This window comes from Gordonia sp. SCSIO 19800 (genome assembly GCF_018132775.1).
In the GTDB taxonomy this organism is placed as follows: domain Bacteria; phylum Actinomycetota; class Actinomycetes; order Mycobacteriales; family Mycobacteriaceae; genus Gordonia; species Gordonia hongkongensis.
The window spans coordinates 47452-65302 of sequence record NZ_JAGRQM010000001.1 but is presented as its reverse complement, the minus strand read 5'-3'; the positions used below and the strand labels follow the sequence as shown (position 1 = coordinate 65302).

Sequence of the window (17851 nt, the reverse complement as noted above, 5' to 3'; positions counted from 1 at the left end):
CCATCATGGGCACGCCGCTCACCTTCTCGGTGGTCGTCCCGGTCTTCGACGAGGAGGACACGATCGGCGACTGTTTGACCCGCCTGGCCGCACAGTTCGACCAGATCACCGAGATCGTGGTGGTGGACAACAACTCGACCGACGGCGGCCGGGCGGTGATCGATGCCTGGTGTTCGGCTGATCCCCGTGTCCGGGTGATCGACGAAGCACGACAGGGGTTGGTCTACGCGCGCAACGCCGGACTCGACGCCGCGACCGGTGATCTCATCGCCCGCATCGACGCCGACACCCGGGTGCCGCCGGACTGGGCGCGGACGATCGTGGAGTTCTTCACCGCGGATGTCCGCGGTGACTGGGCGGCCCTGTGCGGGCGCGGGGAGGCCTACGACGTGCCGCTCGCCGGCAGGTTCGACCGGTGGAAGACCCGGCTGCACCCGCTGAACAAGTTGCGGAGCGAGAAGTCCGTGTCCGAGGTGCCTGTCCTGTACGGCTCGAACATGGTGCTGCGCCGTGCGACCTGGGTGCGGATCCGGGACCGTGTCAGCATGCGACGCAACATCTTCGAAGACGTCGACATGGGACTGTGTGTCGGTGACGCCGGGGGCCGTAACGCGTTTCTCCGCTCGCTGACCGTCGGGGTGTCACCGCGCCGGATGGAGACCGGCATGGTGCCGTTCGTCCGCTACATGAGTTTCCTGCCGCGAACGTTCCTGCTGCACCGTCGCTTCGGGTTGGCAGCGGGTTCGGCGGCGGTGTACGTGCCCGCTATCACGGTCGCGCATGCGCTACGACTTGTCGTGTTGCGGTCCTACGACTCCCGGACCGGGCGCGTCGACCCGCGAAACCTGTTGCGGGGCGGTGGTTCCGATCGAGTCCTCCCGTAGGGTCGGGCGGTCGGTCGGCGTTCCGGGATCAGCCGGCGCCGCGCACCGTCGTGACGCGCACCGTGTCCTCGACGATGTCGGCCGCCGTGTGTACGGCCTCGTCGGGGGCGATGAGTCGACTGCGGAGCTCGGCGGACCGTCCCCGGACCTCGGTGTCCAGGATCGTGTCGAGGGCGCCGATCAGCGACTCCGCTGTCACCCGAGCCATCGGCAGCGTGGCCCCGACCGCGGCCTTGCTCACCGCCCGGCCCCAGATCGGCTGATCGGCGCCGACCCACGTGATCAGCGTCGGCAGGCCGGCACGCAACCCGGCGGCCACCGAACCCGCGCCGCCGTGGTGGACCGCGGCCCGACACCGCGGCAGCACGGTGTCGTGATCGACGTGTCCGACGACGCGGATCGCATCCGTGAGTCCCGATGCCTCGGATTCAGATGTGGCAGAGCCGGATTCGGTCGACATGAAACCGCTCCAGCCGCCCGACACCAGCAGGCGGATCCCGAGTCGCCGCGCTGCGGTCCGGAATGCATCGGCCAGACCGTCGGGGTCGGCGGGCAGCATGCTGCCGAAGCCGACGTACACCGGGGCGTCGCCGGCGTCGAGCCAGTCGGCCAGCGTCCCCGCTCCCGAGGCCCCGTCGAGTCCGGCGTCGCCCACCCCGGCGCGTTGCGCGGCCGCAAGGGTGAAGAACCCGACCAGCGGCCGGCGCCGGCCCCACTGGGTCGCGAGTCCGTCGAAGAGGGCCGGATCGTAGGCCTGGATCTCGGGAACGCCGGTACGGCCGATGAGTTCGGAATACGGGTGGTTCAGCGGCGACAGTCCGAGATCGGCCCGCAGCGTGGTCTCCGCCGAGCGGGTGGCGAGCCACAGGGCGCGTTCGGCGACGCGCCAGCTCAGGTCGTTGACGATCGCCGGGGCGTCGATGCCCAGGTGCGCGAGCAACGACACCGAGCTGTTGCGCCGGATGGGGCAGTAGTGCAACGGGATGTGGGGGATGCCGAGGACCGCCGAGACATTGTGGGCGCGTTCCTGACCGGCGCTGCTCGCGATGATCGCATCCGCGCCGTCGGCGAGTTCGAGCAACCGCTGCTGCATCGCCCGGCCGTCCCGCACCGACATCGCCGACACCGCACGCAACCGGGTCCGGGGGTTCTTCGACCGCATGTCCTCCCGGACCATCTCCGAGTCGAGCAGGGCACGGGTGCTCGACCCGTACGACTCGGTGGGAACCCCTGCGCCGCTGCCGAAGTCGACCAGGTCGGGTGGCAGCGCGAGAGTCGCCGTGTGGCCCCGGCCCACGAGCTCGGCGGCCAGGGCGACGGCCGGCTGGGCATCGCCGCGACTGCCGTTGACTGCGATCACGAACCTCAACGTCGAACCCCTCACGTCTGGGTGCGGTCGGATGGGCGACCCGTGCCCGGCGGTGGCGGATCGGGACCGATTCTAAACACGGTCGGCCACCGCGGCGCGCGGCCGGAGACCGGGATCACCACCCGGCCGGGAACCAGGATCACCGGGCGGTCGGCATGAGGATCTCGTTCGTGATCAACGGAACCCGCGGGGACGTCCAACCGGCGACGGTGCTGGCCTGCGCGCTCGCGCGGCGCGGACACGACGTCCGTCTCGGGGTGCCGCCCAACATGATCGGGCCGGCTCTCGATTGGGCAGACGGCATCACCGGGCTCGAGGTCGTGCGTCTCGGCTTGGACACCCGGGCCCACCTCGAGTCGGTGGCGCGAGCCCGGAAGCAGGCCGGCCGTCATCCGCTGCGACGGCTGCGCGTGCTGCTGTCGCTCCGGAACGCCGGGTGGGACCAGCTCGTCTCCGACATGGCCGAGGTCGTCGACGGTGCCGATGTCATCGTCACGGGATTGATCACCGAACAGCCCGCTCTCGCCTTCGCCGAGTCCGCCGGCGTCCCCCTGATCTCCCTTCATCACGCGCCGGTGCGGCGTAACAGTCGGGTCGCACCGGTGCCCGGTCACCTCCCGGGCGGACCGCGTGCCGTCCGGACGCAATGGGTCGCCTACGACGCCGCGTTCGCCGTCCTCACCCGACGGCGAGAGCGCCGGCTGCGCATGCACCTCGGGTCGCCCGGGTCGTCGGCGTCCTACGCCGCCCGACTGCGGGCAGCGCCCGGCCTCGAATTGCAGGCCTACGACCCGATGTTCGGCGTGGAGCACGAACGCAGGTGGACCGCCGACTCCGCGGTTCGTCGTCGTCCGACGGTCGGTTTCCTCGGATCGCCGGCAGACCAGCCCGTCGCCGGGTCCGACGCGCTCACGTCCTGGCTCGACGCCGCGGACGCCCCGATCTATGTCGGATTCGGGAGCATGCCGCTGCGGGGAGAGGCGGCCACCTTACGCGTCGTCACCGAACTCGGTCGGCGGCTCGGTCGACGAGTCCTGGTGTGCGCCGGCTGGACCGAAATGGACGCCGAGGTCCGGGCCGAGATCGCATCCGAGGCGGTGCGGATCGAGTCCCAGGTCGATCACCGCACGGTCTTCGGCCGATGCGCGGTGGTGGTCCACCACGGCGGCGCCGGAACCACGGCGGCCGTTCTGCGCGCGGGCCGGCCGTCGGTCGTCTGCTGGTACGGCGCGGATCAGCCGTTCTGGGGCGCCGAACTCGAACGCCTGGGGGTCGGCGTGGCGATGCCCATGGCCCGCGCGGGACGGGACCTGGACGTGGACCGGTTGACCGACGCCGTCGCGTCGATGCTCGATCCCGCAGCCGCCGAGCGGTCCGGACGGCTCCGCGACGCCCTGGTGGCCGAGGATGTGGCGCTCGGGGACGCCGTGCGCGAGATCGAGCGTTCGGTGACAAGCTCGAGCACGGGGCCACGGCTCCCACAGGGACCACACAGTCACAGCGCAACGAAGGTGGACGTATGACGACGACGAAGTCGCCCATGGCCGAACAACCCGACGCCGGGCGGGCACCGGGTCTGCGTGGCCTCGCAGCCCGGCTCCGCGACGAGCGGGCGGCGATCCGAGGCGAGCGCCTGACCTCCGAGGACGCCCCGTTCTGGTTCGTCACGCCGGCACTCGGCTGGTCGGTGGTGCTCCAGCTCGTGTGGGTGTTCGACGAGGAGGTCTCGATCGAGACGCTGACCGCGATGAACGCCGCGTTCGCGCGAGGGCGCCTCAACCGCATGCTCGTCGTACCGGATGTCGTCGGAGCCCGCCCGCGGTGGGTTGCCGCGCCCGACGCACCCGGGCTGGCCGCCGACAGCCGACCGGTGCCGGAGGCGGAGATCGACGACTGGGCGACCGCCGAGATGTCCTCGGTTCCCCTCGACGCCGAGGGCGGGCGGTGCTGGCGCCTGCGGTCGGCGCCCACCGCGTCGGGTGGAACGGTGGTGTCCCTCTGTGCCCTGCACGTCGTCACCGACGGTCGCGGCATGCTCGCGGCGGCCGCCGAGGCCGCCTCGGCGTCGGAGGTGCCACTGGCTCGCGACGCGGACCGGGCGTCCGGGGCCGATCCGGCGGCGACGACGCGTCCGCCGGTCTCGTGGCGGCGGCAGCGGATCGGCGACCTCGCCGACGCCGGGTCGCAGGCCGGCGCGGTCCTCGCCGGGCTCGTGCGGGCGGCACTCGAGCAGCGCAAGGCCGGTGGCCCCGAACCCGACCCGCGTCCGGTCCGCGCGCCGATAGCCGAACGGTCGCCGGCCGCCGACTTCACCTGGGCGACCGCGACGGTCCCCGCGACGGACTTCGACCGGGTCGCCGCCGAGCACGACGGCACCGCGAACACGCTGTTCATCGCGGTGGTCACCGGCTTGCTGCGCTCCAGTGGCCATGCGCCGCTGCCGAATCCGATCAAGGTCGGGGTCCCCGTCGACCGTCGTGAGAGCGAGGCGGACACCCGGTCCAACCCGATCGCCGGTGTGTCGGTGTACCTCACCGACGAGCCGGTCGCCGGTGGCGATCTCGGCGGCATCCGGGCGGCGTGCAAGGCGGCTTTCGTCCGGCTGTCGGAGGGTCGCCGGGCACCGCACATCCACCTGCGGCCGTTGGCCTGGTTCCTGCCGCCCGCGGTCATCGTGAAGCTGGTCAGCGCGGGCAACGGGATCCCCGACGCGGTGATCTCCAACCTCGGCGACATCCCCCCGGAGGCAACGGTGCTCGGCGGGCGGTCGGCGCGCAAGGTCGCATTCCGCGGCATGGCTCAGGGCGTCGACGCCTCGGTCGGCCAGCGCTTCGGTGACGGCGTCCAGTCGTGGCTGGTCCGCACCCGTGATCAGGTGACCTTCACCGTGCTCGGTTGCGACGAGACGAGTTTTCCCTCCGATGCCGTGGTCGCGGACCTGCTCGACCGGGAACTGACGGCCTGGGGTCTGCCCCATGAGATCTGGTGATCATGACACCTCGTGAAGCTGAGGAGCACACGTGACGGCAACGGCAACCGACACCCGTCCCGCCGAGGTACTCCGCGTGACCGGCCCCGACGAGTCGTACCTGCTCGTCGCGGAACTGTTCGGGATGGGTGCGCCCATCCAGATCACCTGGGTCTTCGACGACGACCCGGGGGACGCGGCGATCGAGTCGTTGTGCGCCGGACTCGCGGCCGGGCCGCTGCATCGTGCGGTGTCGCGCCGTCGGGTCCCGTTCGCCCGGCACCGCTGGGTGCGATCGACGATGCCGGTCCGACCCGGGCCGGTGGCGGTCGTCGAGGCCGACGCCGTCGGGGAGTGGGCCGACGCCGTCCTCCGCGCGAGCCGTCTCGATCCCGTGCGGGGAACCGGTTGGCAGCTCGACTCGGCTCGGATCCGCGGCGGCGGGCGCGCGGTGTCCCTGCTCGCCTCCCACATGATCACCGACGGTCACGGCCTCTACCGGCTGGTGGCCGACGCCGCGGCGGGCCGCACCGCCGGTCTGCCCGCTCCCGTCAGCGGACACTCTTGGGAGGCGGTCCGCGCCGACGCCGCCGACGCCGCCGAGTCGGTGCGCGCAGCCGCCCGATCAGCGCGAATCCTGATCCGCGAGGCCCGGGCGGCGCGAGGCACCGACACCGGGTCCGCCGACACCCGATCCGCGCCGGAATCGTCGCGTACCACGCGTCCGGCGAGACCACGGTCCGCGCCCGAGCCGGACACGACGCTGGCGACGGTCGACGTCTCGGCAACCGAATGGGCCGCGCGCGCCACCGAGCACGGCGGTACCGGCAACTCCCTGTTCACCGCCTTGCTCGCCGGTATCGTGCACCGTTCGGGTCGCCCGCTCGACGGTCCGATGAAGGTGTGCATAGCGGTCAGCAAGCGGGACGGCGACGACGACAACCGCGCCAATGCGTCGGGCGGGGTGTGGATCCGCCTTGCCGACCCCGTCGAACCGGACACCGACCTCACCGCCATCCGGTCATCGAGCAAACGGGCCTTCGTCGACTACGCCGAGTCCGGGGCCGATCAGGCCGCCGACAACCTGCAGCCGATCGTGCGCATCCTGCCGAGACGACTCATCGGTCGGTTGATGCGCGGAATCCCCGGACCCGACACCACCGTGTCGAATCTCGGGGCCACGCCCGACTCGGCGATGCGGATCGGCGGTCATACGGCGTCCCGGTTCGCCATCCGCGCGGTGATGCAGGGGATGCCCGCCCAGGAGCGGCGCGAACGCGGCCCGGCGGTCGCCGCCTGGGCGGTCACCTACGGCGACACCGTCACGCTCACGTTCTTCGGCATCGACCCCGACGATTTCGGCGATCCCGTCCGGCTGCGCACACTGATCGCCGACGAGTTGACCGCCTGGCGGATCGGACATCGATTCTGGTGACGCCGGCACACATCGCGATCATTCTGTACGGCAGCCGGGGCGACATCCAGCCCGGTATCTGCCTCGCCCTCGAACTCCAGGTGCGCGGCCACCGCGTGAGCGCCCTCGTCCCGCCGAACCTGGCCGGCCTCGCGCGGGCCACCGGCGTCCGCGACGTCCACGAGATCGGTCTGGACTCCGACACCGCGTGGTCGTCGGAGGACGCGCGGTCGGCGCGCAACAGTCGTAACCCATTGGCGCGGATGGCGTTTGCGTTGCGGACGGTCCGCGGCGGATTCGACGCCCTGGACGCCGCGCTCGAGCGACTCTTCATCGCGGGTACGGCGCCGCTGCACGACACCGACCTCCTCGTCGTCGCGCCGCTGTGCCAGGACCGCGGGCTGGCGGTCGCCGAACATCTGGGCATCCCGCTGACCGTGCTGAGATACGGCCCGATGTCGGAGAACGGACTCCTCGGCGCCGTACCGGGACTCACCGACAGATGGTCGCCGGAGTGGAAGCGGCGCTCCTGGCGCCTCGCCGACCGGTTGACCTGGGCCGCGACCGCATGGAACGAGAATCGGTTCCGGCGCCGACTCGGGCTCGACCGGGCTCGGCGACCGCTGCCGGTGCGGCTGAACGCCTCCGGGATCCCCCAGATCCAGGCCTACGATGCGGAGATGGTTCCGGGCCTCGCCGCGGAGTGGGACGATCGCAAACCCGTCGTCGGATTCTTCGACCTGCCCGCGGGAAGCCGGGCGGGTATCTCCGAGATCGACGCCGGGGCAACCGATCTCGGCCGATGGCTGGCCGCCGGCGAAGCTCCGCTGTTCGTGACGTTCGGCAGCATGCCGATCCTCGACCCGGAGGCTCTGATCGCCCGCTGGCGGACAGCCGCCCGTGCCCAGGGGGTGCGCTGCCTCATCGCCATGGGAGATCCGACCGGAGTCGATCCCGACGACCCGGACGTGTTCTACGTCGCGGGTGTGGACCACGCGTCGGTCCTGCCGCGATGCGCGGCCGCAGTCCATCACGGCGGCGCCGGCACCACCGCGGCGAGTCTGCGGGCCGGCCTCCCCACCCTGGTTTGCGCGGTCACCGCCGATCAGCCGTTCTGGGCTGAACGGGTCCGTGCCCTGGGCGTCGGGGCGGCCGTCCGGCTGTCGAGTTTCACCGACGACGACGCGCGCGCGGGTCTCGCGGTCCTGTTCGACGACGGAACCCGTTCGGCCGCTGCTGCTCTCGCCCGCCGGATGACGCCCGCCGACAAGGCCGCCGCGGCGGCCGCCGACATCTGCGAAGCCCGGCTGACCTAGAACCCACAGACGACTGCGGCCACCGACCCTCTCGGGTCGGTGGCCGCAGGCGTCGTCTGGCAGGTTACTCGCCGAAGGCCTCGTCGAGGATCTCCTGCTGCTCCACCGCGTGGACCTTGCTCGATCCCGACGACGGCGCGGACATCGCGCGGCGCGAGACCCGGCGCAGTCCGCCGAGCACATCCGGCAGCACCTCGGGCAGCCAGAGGCCGAGGAACGGCCACGGACCCTGATTCGCGGGCTCTTCCTGGACCCACCGGAACTCACTCGCGTTGCCGTACTGCTCGAGCGTCTTGCGCAGGCGGCGGTGCGGCACCGGGTAGAGCTGCTCGATCCGGACGACCGCGATGTCGTCGCGCTTCTCCTTGTCGCGGCGCGCGGCGAGTTCGTAGTAGAGCTTGCCGCTCACCAGCAACACCCGCTTGACCTTGCTGCGGTCCGCGCCGTCCTTGAGGAAGTGCGGGTCGTCGATCACCGAACGGAACTTGTCCTCGGTGAAGTCCTCCACCGGGCTCACCGCGGCCTTGTTGCGCAGCATCGACTTCGGGGTGAAGACGATGAGCGGACGGCTGATGCCGTCGAGCACGTGGCGGCGCAGCAGGTGGAAGTAGCTCGCCGGCGTCGACGGCAGCGCCACCGTCATCGAACCCTCGGCGCACAACTGCAGGAACCGCTCGATGCGGCCCGAGGTGTGGTCGGGTCCCTGTCCCTCGTGGCCGTGCGGCAGCAGCAGCACGACGTCGGAGAGCTGGCCCCACTTGGCCTCGCCCGAGGAGATGAACTCGTCGATGATCGACTGCGCGCCGTTGACGAAGTCACCGAACTGCGCTTCCCACACCACGAGGGCGTCCGGGTTGCCGACGGAGTAGCCGTACTCGAAGCCGACGACCGCGAACTCCGAGAGCGGGGAGTCGAAGACCATGAACCGGCCGCCGTTGCTCTCCTCGTCTGCGGGCTGCAGGTGGTTGAGGGGGGTGTACTCCGAGCCGGTGCTGCGGTCGATGAGCACCGAGTGGCGCTGGGTGAAGGTGCCACGGCGCGAATCCTGGCCGGACAGACGCACGGTGCGCCCCTCCATGACCAGCGACCCGAACGCCAGCAGTTCGGCGAACGCCCAGTCGATGTTGCCCTTGCGGGCGGCCTCGGCGCGGCGCTCCAGGACCGGCTTCACACGCGGGTGCGGGGTGAAGCCGTCGGGCACGTTGACGAACGCGTCGCCGATGAGCTCGAGCGTCTTGCTGTCGACCGCGGTCACCAGCTTCGTCGGCAGCGTCTGGTCGGCCTCGACCGAGGGCGACGGCTCGACACTGAACTTCTCGAGTTCCTTGACCTCGTTGAAGACGCGCTCGAGCTGTCCCTGGTAGTCGCGCAGAGCGTCCTCGGCCTCCTTGGTCGAGATGTCACCGCGGCCGATGAGGGCCTCGGTGTAGCTCTTGCGGACGCCGCGCTTGGTGTCGATCACCTCGTACATCGCCGGTTGCGTCATCGACGGGTCGTCGCCCTCGTTGTGTCCGCGACGGCGGAAGCACACGAGGTCGATGACGACGTCCTTGTGGAACGCCTGGCGGTAGTCGACGGCGAGCTTCGCGGCCCAGACGCAGGCCTCGGGGTCGTCGCTGTTGACGTGGAAGATCGGTGCGCCGATCATCTTCGCCACGTCGGTGCAGTACTCGGTCGAGCGCGAGTGTTCCGGTGCGGTGGTGAAGCCGACCTGGTTGTTCACCACGATGTGCACGGTGCCGCCGGTGCGGTAACCGGGCAGCATCGCCATGTTGAGCGTCTCGGCGACCACACCCTGACCGGCGAACGCCGCATCGCCGTGCAGCATGAGCGGGAGGATCGGGAACCGATCGTCCTCGTCCATGAGGTCCTGCTTGGCGCGCACCAGACCCTCCAGCACCGGGTCGACTGCCTCGAGGTGGCTGGGGTTGGCGGTCAGCGACACGTTGATCTCGTTGTCGCCGAACATCTGGTAGTACTTGCCCTCGGCGCCGAGGTGGTACTTCACGTCGCCCGATCCGTGCGCCTGCGACGGGTTCAGGTTGCCCTCGAACTCGGTGAAGATCTTCGAGTACGGCTTGCCGACGATGTTGGCGAGCACGTTCAGACGGCCGCGGTGCGGCATGCCGATGACCACCTCGGAGAGGCTGTGCTCGGCGCTCTGGTCGATGACCGCGTCCATCATCGGGATGACCGACTCGGCGCCCTCGAGCGAGAAGCGCTTCTGCCCGACGTACTTGGTCTGCAGGAACGTCTCGAACGCCTCGGCGGCGTTGAGCTTGCTCAGGATGTACTTCTGTTCACCGACCGGCGGCTTGACGTGCTTGATCTCGACGCGTTCCTGCAGCCACTTCTGCTGCTCGGGCTCGAGGATGTGGGTGTACTCGACACCGACGTGCCGGCAGTACGCGTCGCGCAGGATCGACAGCACGTCCCGCAGCTTCATCTTCTCCTGGCCGTGGAACCCGCCGACCTTGAAGCTGCGGTCGAGATCCCACAGCGTCAGCCCGTAGTTCTGGATGTCCAGATCCGGATGGCTGCTGCGCGCATCGCTGTCCATCATGAGGGGATCGATGTCGGCCATCAGGTGGCCGCGGCTGCGGTAGGCCGCGATCAGCTCGAGGACGCGGGTGCTCTTGTCGACGAGGCCTGCGGGCAGGTCGCGACGCCAGCGGATCGGCTCGTAGGGCACATGGAACGCGGTGAAGATCTCGTCGTAGAACGCGTCGTCGATCAGCAGCTCGTGGATGGTGCGGAGGAAATCGCCCGACTCCGCGCCCTGGATGATCCGGTGATCGTAGGTCGACGTCAGGGTCATCAGCTTGCCGACGCCGAGTTCGGCGATCTGCTCGTCGCTCGCGCCCTGGAACTCCGCCGGGTACTCCATCGCGCCGGCGCCGATGATGGCGCCCTGGCCCTTCATCAGGCGCGGCACCGAGTGCACGGTGCCGATCGTGCCCGGGTTGGTGAGCGAGATGGTGACGCCGGAGAAGTCGGCCGCGCCGAGCTTGCCGTCGCGGGCGCGACGGACGATGTCCTGGTACGCCGTGTAGAACTCGGCGAAGCCCATCGTCTCGCATTCCTTGATCGCGGCGACGACCAAGGTGCGGTTGCCATCCTTGCCGACCAGGTCGATGGCCAGGCCGAGGTTGGTGTGCGCGGGTGTGACGACGTTCGGCTTGCCGTCGATCTCGGCGAAGTGCCGGTTCATGTTCGGGAACGCCTTGATGGCCTGCACGATCGCGTAACCCAGGATGTGGGTGAAGCTGATCTTGCCGCCTCGGGTCCGCGCGAGGTGGTTGTTGACGACGATCCGGTTGTCGATCATCGCCTTGGCGGGCACCGCACGGACGCTGGTGGCCGTCGGGATCTCCAACGACAGCGCCATGTTCTTCGCGATGGCCGCGGCGGGACCGCGCAGGACCTTGTTGCCGTCGGCGCTCTCGGACTTCTGTGCGTCCGACTTCGCGGACCCGGACTTCTGGGCCTCGGGCGCGGCGGTCTTGCCCGCCTCGGGCTTGGGCTGCGAGCGGGCCGACCCGTCGCGGCTGGCGACGCTGTGCCCCGACGCCGCCTTCGTGGCGGTCGACTCCTTGGCGGGGGTGGGTTTGCGCGGTGCCGTGCGCGCCGGGGTCTGATCCAGGGTGACCTGCTTGCGCGGCGTGGTCTCGGTGGCCGGCGCGGAGGTGTTGCGTGCCGACCCGTTGGTCGACGCACTCGTGGTCGAGGAGGAGGACGAGGTGGCCGCTGTGGTGGCCGAAGTCTTTGCGGCAGTGGGCTTTGCGGAATTCGAGGGCGGAGCGGCGGCCGGGGCGGAGCCACCGTTGTCGCCGGGTTCGTAGTTCTTCAGTAGTTCGTGCCAACTCGGGTCGACCGAGTTCGGGTCTTCTTGGTATTGCTGGTACATTTCCTCGACCAGCCACGTGTTCTGTCCGAAGTCTGAAATCGAACTGCTGCTCACAGCGGTATCTCGCCTCAATTCCCTGAAGGTGCCGGGTTCTCTGCCACGCGTCGTCTCTTGTGGAGACTATCGGTGAACCACCTGACGATGCTACGCGTCGTCGACTCGCTCACACCTACCGACCTGTTACTACGGAGTCAGTTCCGAGGTGGCCCGCGTGACCGCCGTGGCGGCCCTCCGTGCGCTGGTCGGAGCGGGTGAGTCGGGGCGGGGCACCGCCGGCTCGTCGGGATCGACGCCGGCATCCCAGAAGCCGCGGTACCTCTGTCCCAACGCGAGCAGCTCCTCGTGTGTTCCGAGTTCGACGATCCGTCCGCCGTCCACCACCGCGATGGTGTCGGCGCGGGCGGCCGTGGCCAGTCGGTGGGCGACGATCACCGACGTGCGGTGCCGGGTCACCGCCCGTCCGGCGGCGAGGACCTGCGCCTCGGTGGCCTGGTCGAGGGTCGCGGTCGCCTCGTCGAGCAGCAGCAGATCGGGCTCGACGAGTTCGGCCCGGGCCAGTGCGATGAGTTGGCGCTGGCCCGAGCTCAGCCCCTGGCCGCGTTCCCCGATGGGATGGTTCATCCGGCCGGGCAGGGCGGTGATCATGCGCAGTGCGCCGACCGCGGAGGCGGCGTCGACGATCGCGGCCCGATCGGCGTCGGGCCGGCCGTAGGCGATGTTCTCGGCGACGGTGCCGGTGAACAGGTGCGGCTCCTGCGGGACGAGGCCGAGCCGCCGCCGATATCCGGCGAGTTCGTAGTCACCGATGTCGGTGCCGTCGACCAGGACCCGTCCGGTGGTCGGATCGTAGAAGCGCGCCAGCAGCTTGACGATCGTCGACTTGCCTGCGCCCGTCCGGCCGACGAGGGCGAGCGACGACCCGGCCGGGATGTGCAGGTCGACGGCGGACAGCGCATCCGTCGTCGAACCCTGGTAGCGGAACCCGACCCGGTCGAAGTCGACGACGCCGTCGAACCCGCCGTGTGGCGGGGACTCGGCTGTCGCCGAGGTGCGCAGCGAACTCGGCGTGCGCAGCAGGTCGCCGATCCGGCGGAGGCCCACGGCGGCCTGCTGATAGCCGTCGAAGACCTGCGAGAGTTGTTGCACCGGGCCGAACAGCATCGTCAGGTAGAGGACGAAGGCGACGAGTGTGCCCGCCGAGAGCGAACCCGACGCCACCTGCCCGGCGCCGACGCCCAGCGCGATCGCGGTCGCGATGTCGGACATGAGCTGGATGAGCGGGAAGTACGAGGCGATCGCCCGCTGCGAGACCATCCGGGCCTCGACCCATTCTCCGGAGCGACGCGCGAACCGGGCCTGGGCGTCGTCGGTGCGCAGGTAGGTCTGCGTGGTCTTGATGCCGGCGATGTTCTCCTGGAAGTCCGCATTGACGACGCTGATCAGTTCGCGCGAGCGCGTGTAGGCGCGGCTTGCGACGCGGCGGAAGACGACCGTCGCGGCGATCAGGAGGGGGAAGACGGGCAGCACCAGGAGTCCGAGCAGCGGGCCGGTGATCAGGAGCGCGACACCGACGCCGACGAGCGTCAGCACCGCCACGATCGCCGAGGTCAGTCCGGTCTGCAGGAACGTCGACAAGGCGTCGATGTCGGTCGTCATCCGGGTCATGATCCGGCCCGACAGCTCGCGCTCGTAGTAGTCGAGTCCGAGGCGCTGGATGTGGGCATAACTGCGGATCCGAAGTCCGAACAGCACCCGTTCGCCGGCCCTGGTCGAGGTGATCGCCATCGACGACGCGGCGACCCAGCCGACTCCGACCAGTACGACGCCGCCGACCGTGGCCCACATCAGGGTCGACCCCTCGGTGTGTCCGGTCGAGTCGATGACCGCCCGGGCGATGCTCGGGAAGGCCAGGCCGACGAGCGTGTCGACGGCGATGGCGAGCAGTGCGGCGGCGAGCAGCCACCGGACCGGCGCGAGGAGTCCGCGCAGGGTGAAGACCGGGTTCTCGCGTCGGGCGGCGGCGACGTCGACCTCTGGCTGCTCGACCGCAGGGGGGAGTGCGTCCACCGAGGCCTGGAGCTGGGGAGTGGCCGGCATCGAACCGAGCGCGCTGGCCACGCCGCCGCCGCGACCGGTCCGTGAGCCCGCCCCCATCGCCGGAGAGGTTCGGGCCGCGACGTCGATCGAGTCGGAAGCGATGCCGGGCCACAGGCTCTCGATCTCGGTCGGGCCCGGTCCGCGCAGCGGTGGCGCGGTGTCGGCGACCGCGGCCGCGCCGGGGATGTCGTCGTGGACGCCGTCGGGTGCCGGTTGCGTGGTGCTCGACATCAGCTCGCGGAAGCGCGGTGAGGTCGCCTCGAGTTCGGCGAGCGTCCCCAGCGCGGTGATCCGGCCGTCGTCGAGCACCGCGACGCGATCGGCGAGGACGAGCGTCGAACGTCGATGGGCGAGGACCAGCATCGTGGCGCGGCGGTCGCGGAGCCCGCCCAGGATGCGCGCCTCGGTGGTGGCGTCCACTGCGGACGTCGCGTCGTCGAGCACGAGGATGCGGGGGTCGGCGAACAGGGCGCGGGCCAGAGCGATGCGCTGACGCTGCCCGCCCGACAGAGTGAGCCCGCGTTCGCCGATGACGGTGTCGTATCCGTCGGGGAGCGCCTCGACGAATTCCGCGGCGTCGGCCGCGGCGGCTGCCGCCCGAACCCGGTCGGCGGCGTCGGCCCCGGCGGCTGCCGGGCCCATCGCGATGTTCGCGGTGATGGTGTCGGAGAACAGGAACGGCTCGTCGAACACGACGGCGACGGCACGGTGGAGCGCCTCGGGCGCGAGGTCGTCGATCCGGTATCGGGTCCGGGACGGCTCGTCACCGGTGCTCTCGCCGAGCAGCGAGATCGTTCCGGAGTCGGGTCGTTCGAACCGGCTGACCAGGTCGGCGATGGTCGACTTGCCGGAACCGGGCGGACCCACGATCGCCACACATTCGCCCGGCTCGATCCGCAGGTCGATACCGGACAACACGGCGGGCGGGTCGTCGGCGTCATGGGTGTGGTGGGCGAACCCCACAGCGTCCAGTTCGACGCCCAGGGGGCCGCCGGGCAGCGTGCCGGTCGCGGCGTCGCCCGGATCGTGGGGATGGTCGATGACGTCGTAGACGCGTTCGACGGCCGCCCGCGCCAGCTGGGCGTTGACGATCAGGTTCGTCAGGAGTCGGGCGATGCCGGTCATGGTGGCGACGTACGTGCTGAACGCGACGAAGGTGCCGGCCGTGATCGCGCCGGTCATCGTGAGGTAGCCGCCCACGACGATCACCCCGACCATGCCCAGCTGCGGGATGGCGGCCAGGGTCGGGGCGAATCGAGCATTGATCCGGGCGGCGCGGAGCCGGCGAGCGAACACCGTCCGGCACCGGGTGACGAGGTCGTCGACCGCGCGTTCCTCCTGGCCGAAACCCTTCACGACCCGCACGCCGGTGACGGTCTCCTCCACGTGCTGGGCGACGTCGGCGGCGGCCTGCTGCGCCGACCACGTCGCCGCGAACAGCCGACGCCGGGTACGCCACACCTCGAGGGCGATGAGCGGGGCGATCAGCAACGCCACCCCGGTCAGGAGCGGCGACAGGTACGCCATGATGGCCAGGGCCACGACCATCTGCACCGCGGCGCCCAACGACAGTGGCGCCATGGCCAGGAGACTCTGGACGACCTGGATGTCGGAGATCGAGCGGGACACGATCTGTCCGGTGCGGATCTGGTGCTGGCTGCGGCCGTCGAGGTGCAGCAGGGTGTCGAGGAGTCGGAGTCGCAGCGTGTTCTGCACGTTCACCGCGAGCCGTCCCGCGAACACCCGCCGGCCGAGATGGCAGGCGTAACGGACGACGGCGAAGACGACCAGCGCGACGATCACGGTCTGTAGCGAGAGGCCGTCGTCGACGACGCCGGTGGCGTGGTCGATCGCGGCCTTGGTCAGCAGCGGCATCAGCACGTCCACCCCGACGGCGACCAGGGTGAAGATCATCGTGACGACGGCGACGCGTCGGTATCGCCAGGACTCGCCGACGAGCCGGCGGATCCAGCCGGGCGTGGCTGCCGACTGTGGGGACGGTGCGGCCGCCGCGGTCACCACGAACCGGGTGGGAGCGGATCCGGGGTGGGTGCCTCACTGAAGTCGACGTCGATGACCCACGTCCGGGGTGCCGGCCCGAACGCCTCGCGCGCGTTGTGGACGACCTTCCGGCCGAGGGCGCGACTCCCCACACCACCGATGACCGCACCGATACCGGCGGGCATGAGCTTGCCGAAGATCAGCGGCGCCCGGCGGATCGCGTACTTCTTGACGAGTTTGTTCACCAGGGTCTTGTTCAGTTTGGTGATCGCACCGGATGGCAGGGCGGCTCCACCGAGTCGGCGCAGCGCACCGCCTCCGGTGCCGACCACGCGACCGAGGGCCAGCACACCCTCTTCGCCCAGCGCGACGGTCATGACCAGGGCCTTGCGACGCTCGGACTCGTGCACCGGGATGCCGTGCACCTCGGCGATCGACAGCGCGAGCAGGGCCGACGCCTCGAGGAAGAACGCCGTGTCCCCGGTCATCGCCCCGAACGCGGTCATCGTGCCGACACCGGGCACCGCGGCCGCCGCGCCGACGGCGCCGCCGGAACCGGTGACCGCGTTCAGGTAACGCTTCTCGAGCCGCTCGATGATCTGCGCGGGTGAGTCGTCGGGGTACTTCCGCCGCAGTGAATCGACGTACTTCTTCACCGCGGGTGCCTGCAGTCGCTGTGCCCGGTCCAGGATTCCGCCGGTCACCTCGACGGCCTTGCCGGGGGGCGTACGGCCGTGGTCTGCCGAAAGTCCCTGTGACGCCTTGTCTTTCATTCCGCCGCCGCTCGTTCCGTCGGTACCCAGTCCGCTGCGGGCACGACCTCGGCCGGTGGTGGGGGACCGGGGGGTGTGCCGTCACCGAACGGGCGACCGCCCAGGTCGTCGCGATGGTGTGCGGTGAGCCAGCCGCGGAGGTCCGGGCCCTTCGGCACGATCTGCGTGGGATTCACGTCGGTGTGGACGATGTAGTAGTGCTGTTTGATCTGGGTGAAGTCGGTGGTGTCGCCGAAGCCGGGCGTCTGGAACAGGTCCCGGGCATAGGCCCACAGCACCGGCATCTCGCTCAGCTTGCTCCGATTGCACTTGAAGTGGCCGTGATACACCGCGTCGAAGCGCGCCAGGGTGGTGAAGAGCCGGACGTCGGCCTCGGTGATGGTGTCGCCGACCAGGTAACGCTGCGTCGACAACCGCTCGGACAACTCGTCGAGTTTGGTGAACAACCGGTCGTACGCCGCGTCGTAGGCTTCCTGGCTGCCGGCGAATCCGCAGCGGTAGACGCCGTTGTTGACCTCCGTGTAGATGCCGTGGCTGACCTCGTCGATCTCGTCGCGCAGACGCTCCGGGTAGAGCTCCGGCGCGCCGTCGCGATGGAAGGCGGTCCATTCCAGCGAGAAGTCGATGGTGATCTGCGGGAAGTCGTTGGTGACGACCTCGCCGGTCGGCACGTCGACCATCGCCGGCACGGTGATCCCCTTCGGGTAGCCGGGGATCCGCTTCTCGTAGGCGTCCTTGAGTCGCGGGATCTGCAGGACCGGGTCCACCCCGCCGGGGTCGAGGTCGAAGGTCCACGAGTTCTTGTCGTGCGTGGGACCGCACAGCCCGAGCGAGATGGCGTCCTCGAGGCCGAGTAGCCGCCGCACGATGAGGGTCCGGTTGGCCCACGGGCAGGCCCTGGCTGCGACGAGCCGGTACCGGCCGGCCTCCACCGGATAGCCGTCCCGGCCGTCGGCGGTGATGCGGGTCTCGATGTACTTCGTGTCCCGGACGAACTCCTCGCCGGTCATCACGTACGAACCCTGTTCGCCCTCGGACGCGGTGCTCTGCTCGGACTCTGTGCTCATGGGCTCCACAGTAATGATCCGGAGCGACATCCCGCCCCGAGCTGCCGCGAAACCC

Annotated in this window: 10 protein-coding genes; 5 read left to right on the top strand and 5 right to left on the bottom strand. The window is 70.2% G+C overall.

All coding sequences use genetic code 11. The features are described 5' to 3' along the window. The first annotated feature begins 5 nt into the window (after positions 1 to 5). Positions 6 to 884 carry a glycosyltransferase family 2 protein gene (locus tag KB201_RS00265; protein ID WP_058252728.1) on the top strand — a complete coding sequence of 293 codons (879 nt, stop codon included), beginning with the start codon at positions 6 to 8 and terminating at the stop codon, positions 882 to 884. Positions 885 to 912: 28 nt separating this feature from the next. Here the strand turns inward: KB201_RS00265 and KB201_RS00260 are convergent, their stop codons facing one another. Beyond that, positions 913 to 2244: a glycosyltransferase gene (locus KB201_RS00260; RefSeq protein WP_231742518.1), complete on the bottom strand. Its 1332-nt coding sequence runs from the start codon at positions 2242 to 2244 to the stop codon at positions 913 to 915. 179 nt (positions 2245 to 2423) lie between these two features. Between KB201_RS00260 and KB201_RS00255 the strand changes: the two genes are divergently transcribed. Genes KB201_RS00255 through KB201_RS00240 form a run of 4 tightly spaced genes read left to right on the top strand, consistent with a single transcriptional unit; the run spans position 2424 to position 7951 of the window. Further along, positions 2424 to 3776, top strand: a complete 1353-nt coding sequence (locus tag KB201_RS00255; protein WP_254859556.1) for a glycosyltransferase — start codon at positions 2424 to 2426, stop codon at positions 3774 to 3776. Further along, the gene (locus tag KB201_RS00250; protein ID WP_058252731.1) at positions 3773 to 5242 is read left to right on the top strand and encodes a hypothetical protein; all 1470 of its coding nucleotides are present in this window, start codon (positions 3773 to 3775) and stop codon (positions 5240 to 5242) included. The genes KB201_RS00255 and KB201_RS00250 overlap by 4 nt, the downstream gene beginning before the upstream one ends. 31 nt (positions 5243 to 5273) lie before the next feature. After that, positions 5274 to 6656: a hypothetical protein gene (locus tag KB201_RS00245; RefSeq protein ID WP_058252732.1), complete on the top strand. Its 1383-nt coding sequence runs from the start codon at positions 5274 to 5276 to the stop codon at positions 6654 to 6656. Beyond that, complete coding sequence (locus KB201_RS00240; protein ID WP_058252733.1) at positions 6653 to 7951, top strand: glycosyltransferase; 1299 nt, start codon at positions 6653 to 6655, stop codon at positions 7949 to 7951. Before KB201_RS00245 ends, KB201_RS00240 begins: the two co-directional genes overlap by 4 nt. Before the next feature lie 64 nt (positions 7952 to 8015). Here KB201_RS00240 and KB201_RS00235 read toward each other — a convergent pair whose 3' ends face one another. The 4 genes from KB201_RS00235 to KB201_RS00220 form a co-directional block, all read right to left on the bottom strand. Next, positions 8016 to 11858 (bottom strand): multifunctional oxoglutarate decarboxylase/oxoglutarate dehydrogenase thiamine pyrophosphate-binding subunit/dihydrolipoyllysine-residue succinyltransferase subunit, encoded by a 3843-nt coding sequence (locus tag KB201_RS00235; RefSeq protein WP_058252734.1) that lies wholly within the window; start codon positions 11856 to 11858, stop codon positions 8016 to 8018. Positions 11859 to 12041: 183 nt separating this feature from the next. Then, positions 12042 to 15977, bottom strand: coding sequence for an ABC transporter ATP-binding protein (locus tag KB201_RS00230; RefSeq protein ID WP_211538101.1), 3936 nt, complete (start codon positions 15975 to 15977; stop codon positions 12042 to 12044). After that, positions 15971 to 16729, bottom strand: a complete 759-nt coding sequence (locus KB201_RS00225; RefSeq protein WP_058252736.1) for a hypothetical protein — start codon at positions 16727 to 16729, stop codon at positions 15971 to 15973. Before KB201_RS00225 ends, KB201_RS00230 begins: the two co-directional genes overlap by 7 nt. Further along, a complete protein-coding gene (locus tag KB201_RS00220) occupies positions 16726 to 17796 on the bottom strand; it encodes a glutathione S-transferase family protein (protein WP_058252737.1) in 1071 nt (356 codons plus the stop codon). The genes KB201_RS00225 and KB201_RS00220 overlap by 4 nt, the downstream gene beginning before the upstream one ends. Positions 17797 to 17851: the final 55 nt, after the last annotated feature.

Excerpts from the sequence above, each read along its gene's own strand:
- KB201_RS00265 (WP_058252728.1), top strand. The coding sequence starts at position 6 with ATGGGCACGCCGCTCACCTTCTCGGTGGTCGTCCCGGTCTTCGACGAG.
- KB201_RS00250 (WP_058252731.1), top strand. The coding sequence starts at position 3,773 with ATGACGACGACGAAGTCGCCCATGGCCGAACAACCCGACGCCGGGCGG.
- KB201_RS00235 (WP_058252734.1), bottom strand. The coding sequence starts at position 11,858 with ATGTACCAGCAATACCAAGAAGACCCGAACTCGGTCGACCCGAGTTGG.
- KB201_RS00225 (WP_058252736.1), bottom strand. The coding sequence starts at position 16,729 with ATGAAAGACAAGGCGTCACAGGGACTTTCGGCAGACCACGGCCGTACG.
- KB201_RS00220 (WP_058252737.1), bottom strand. The coding sequence starts at position 17,796 with ATGAGCACAGAGTCCGAGCAGAGCACCGCGTCCGAGGGCGAACAGGGT.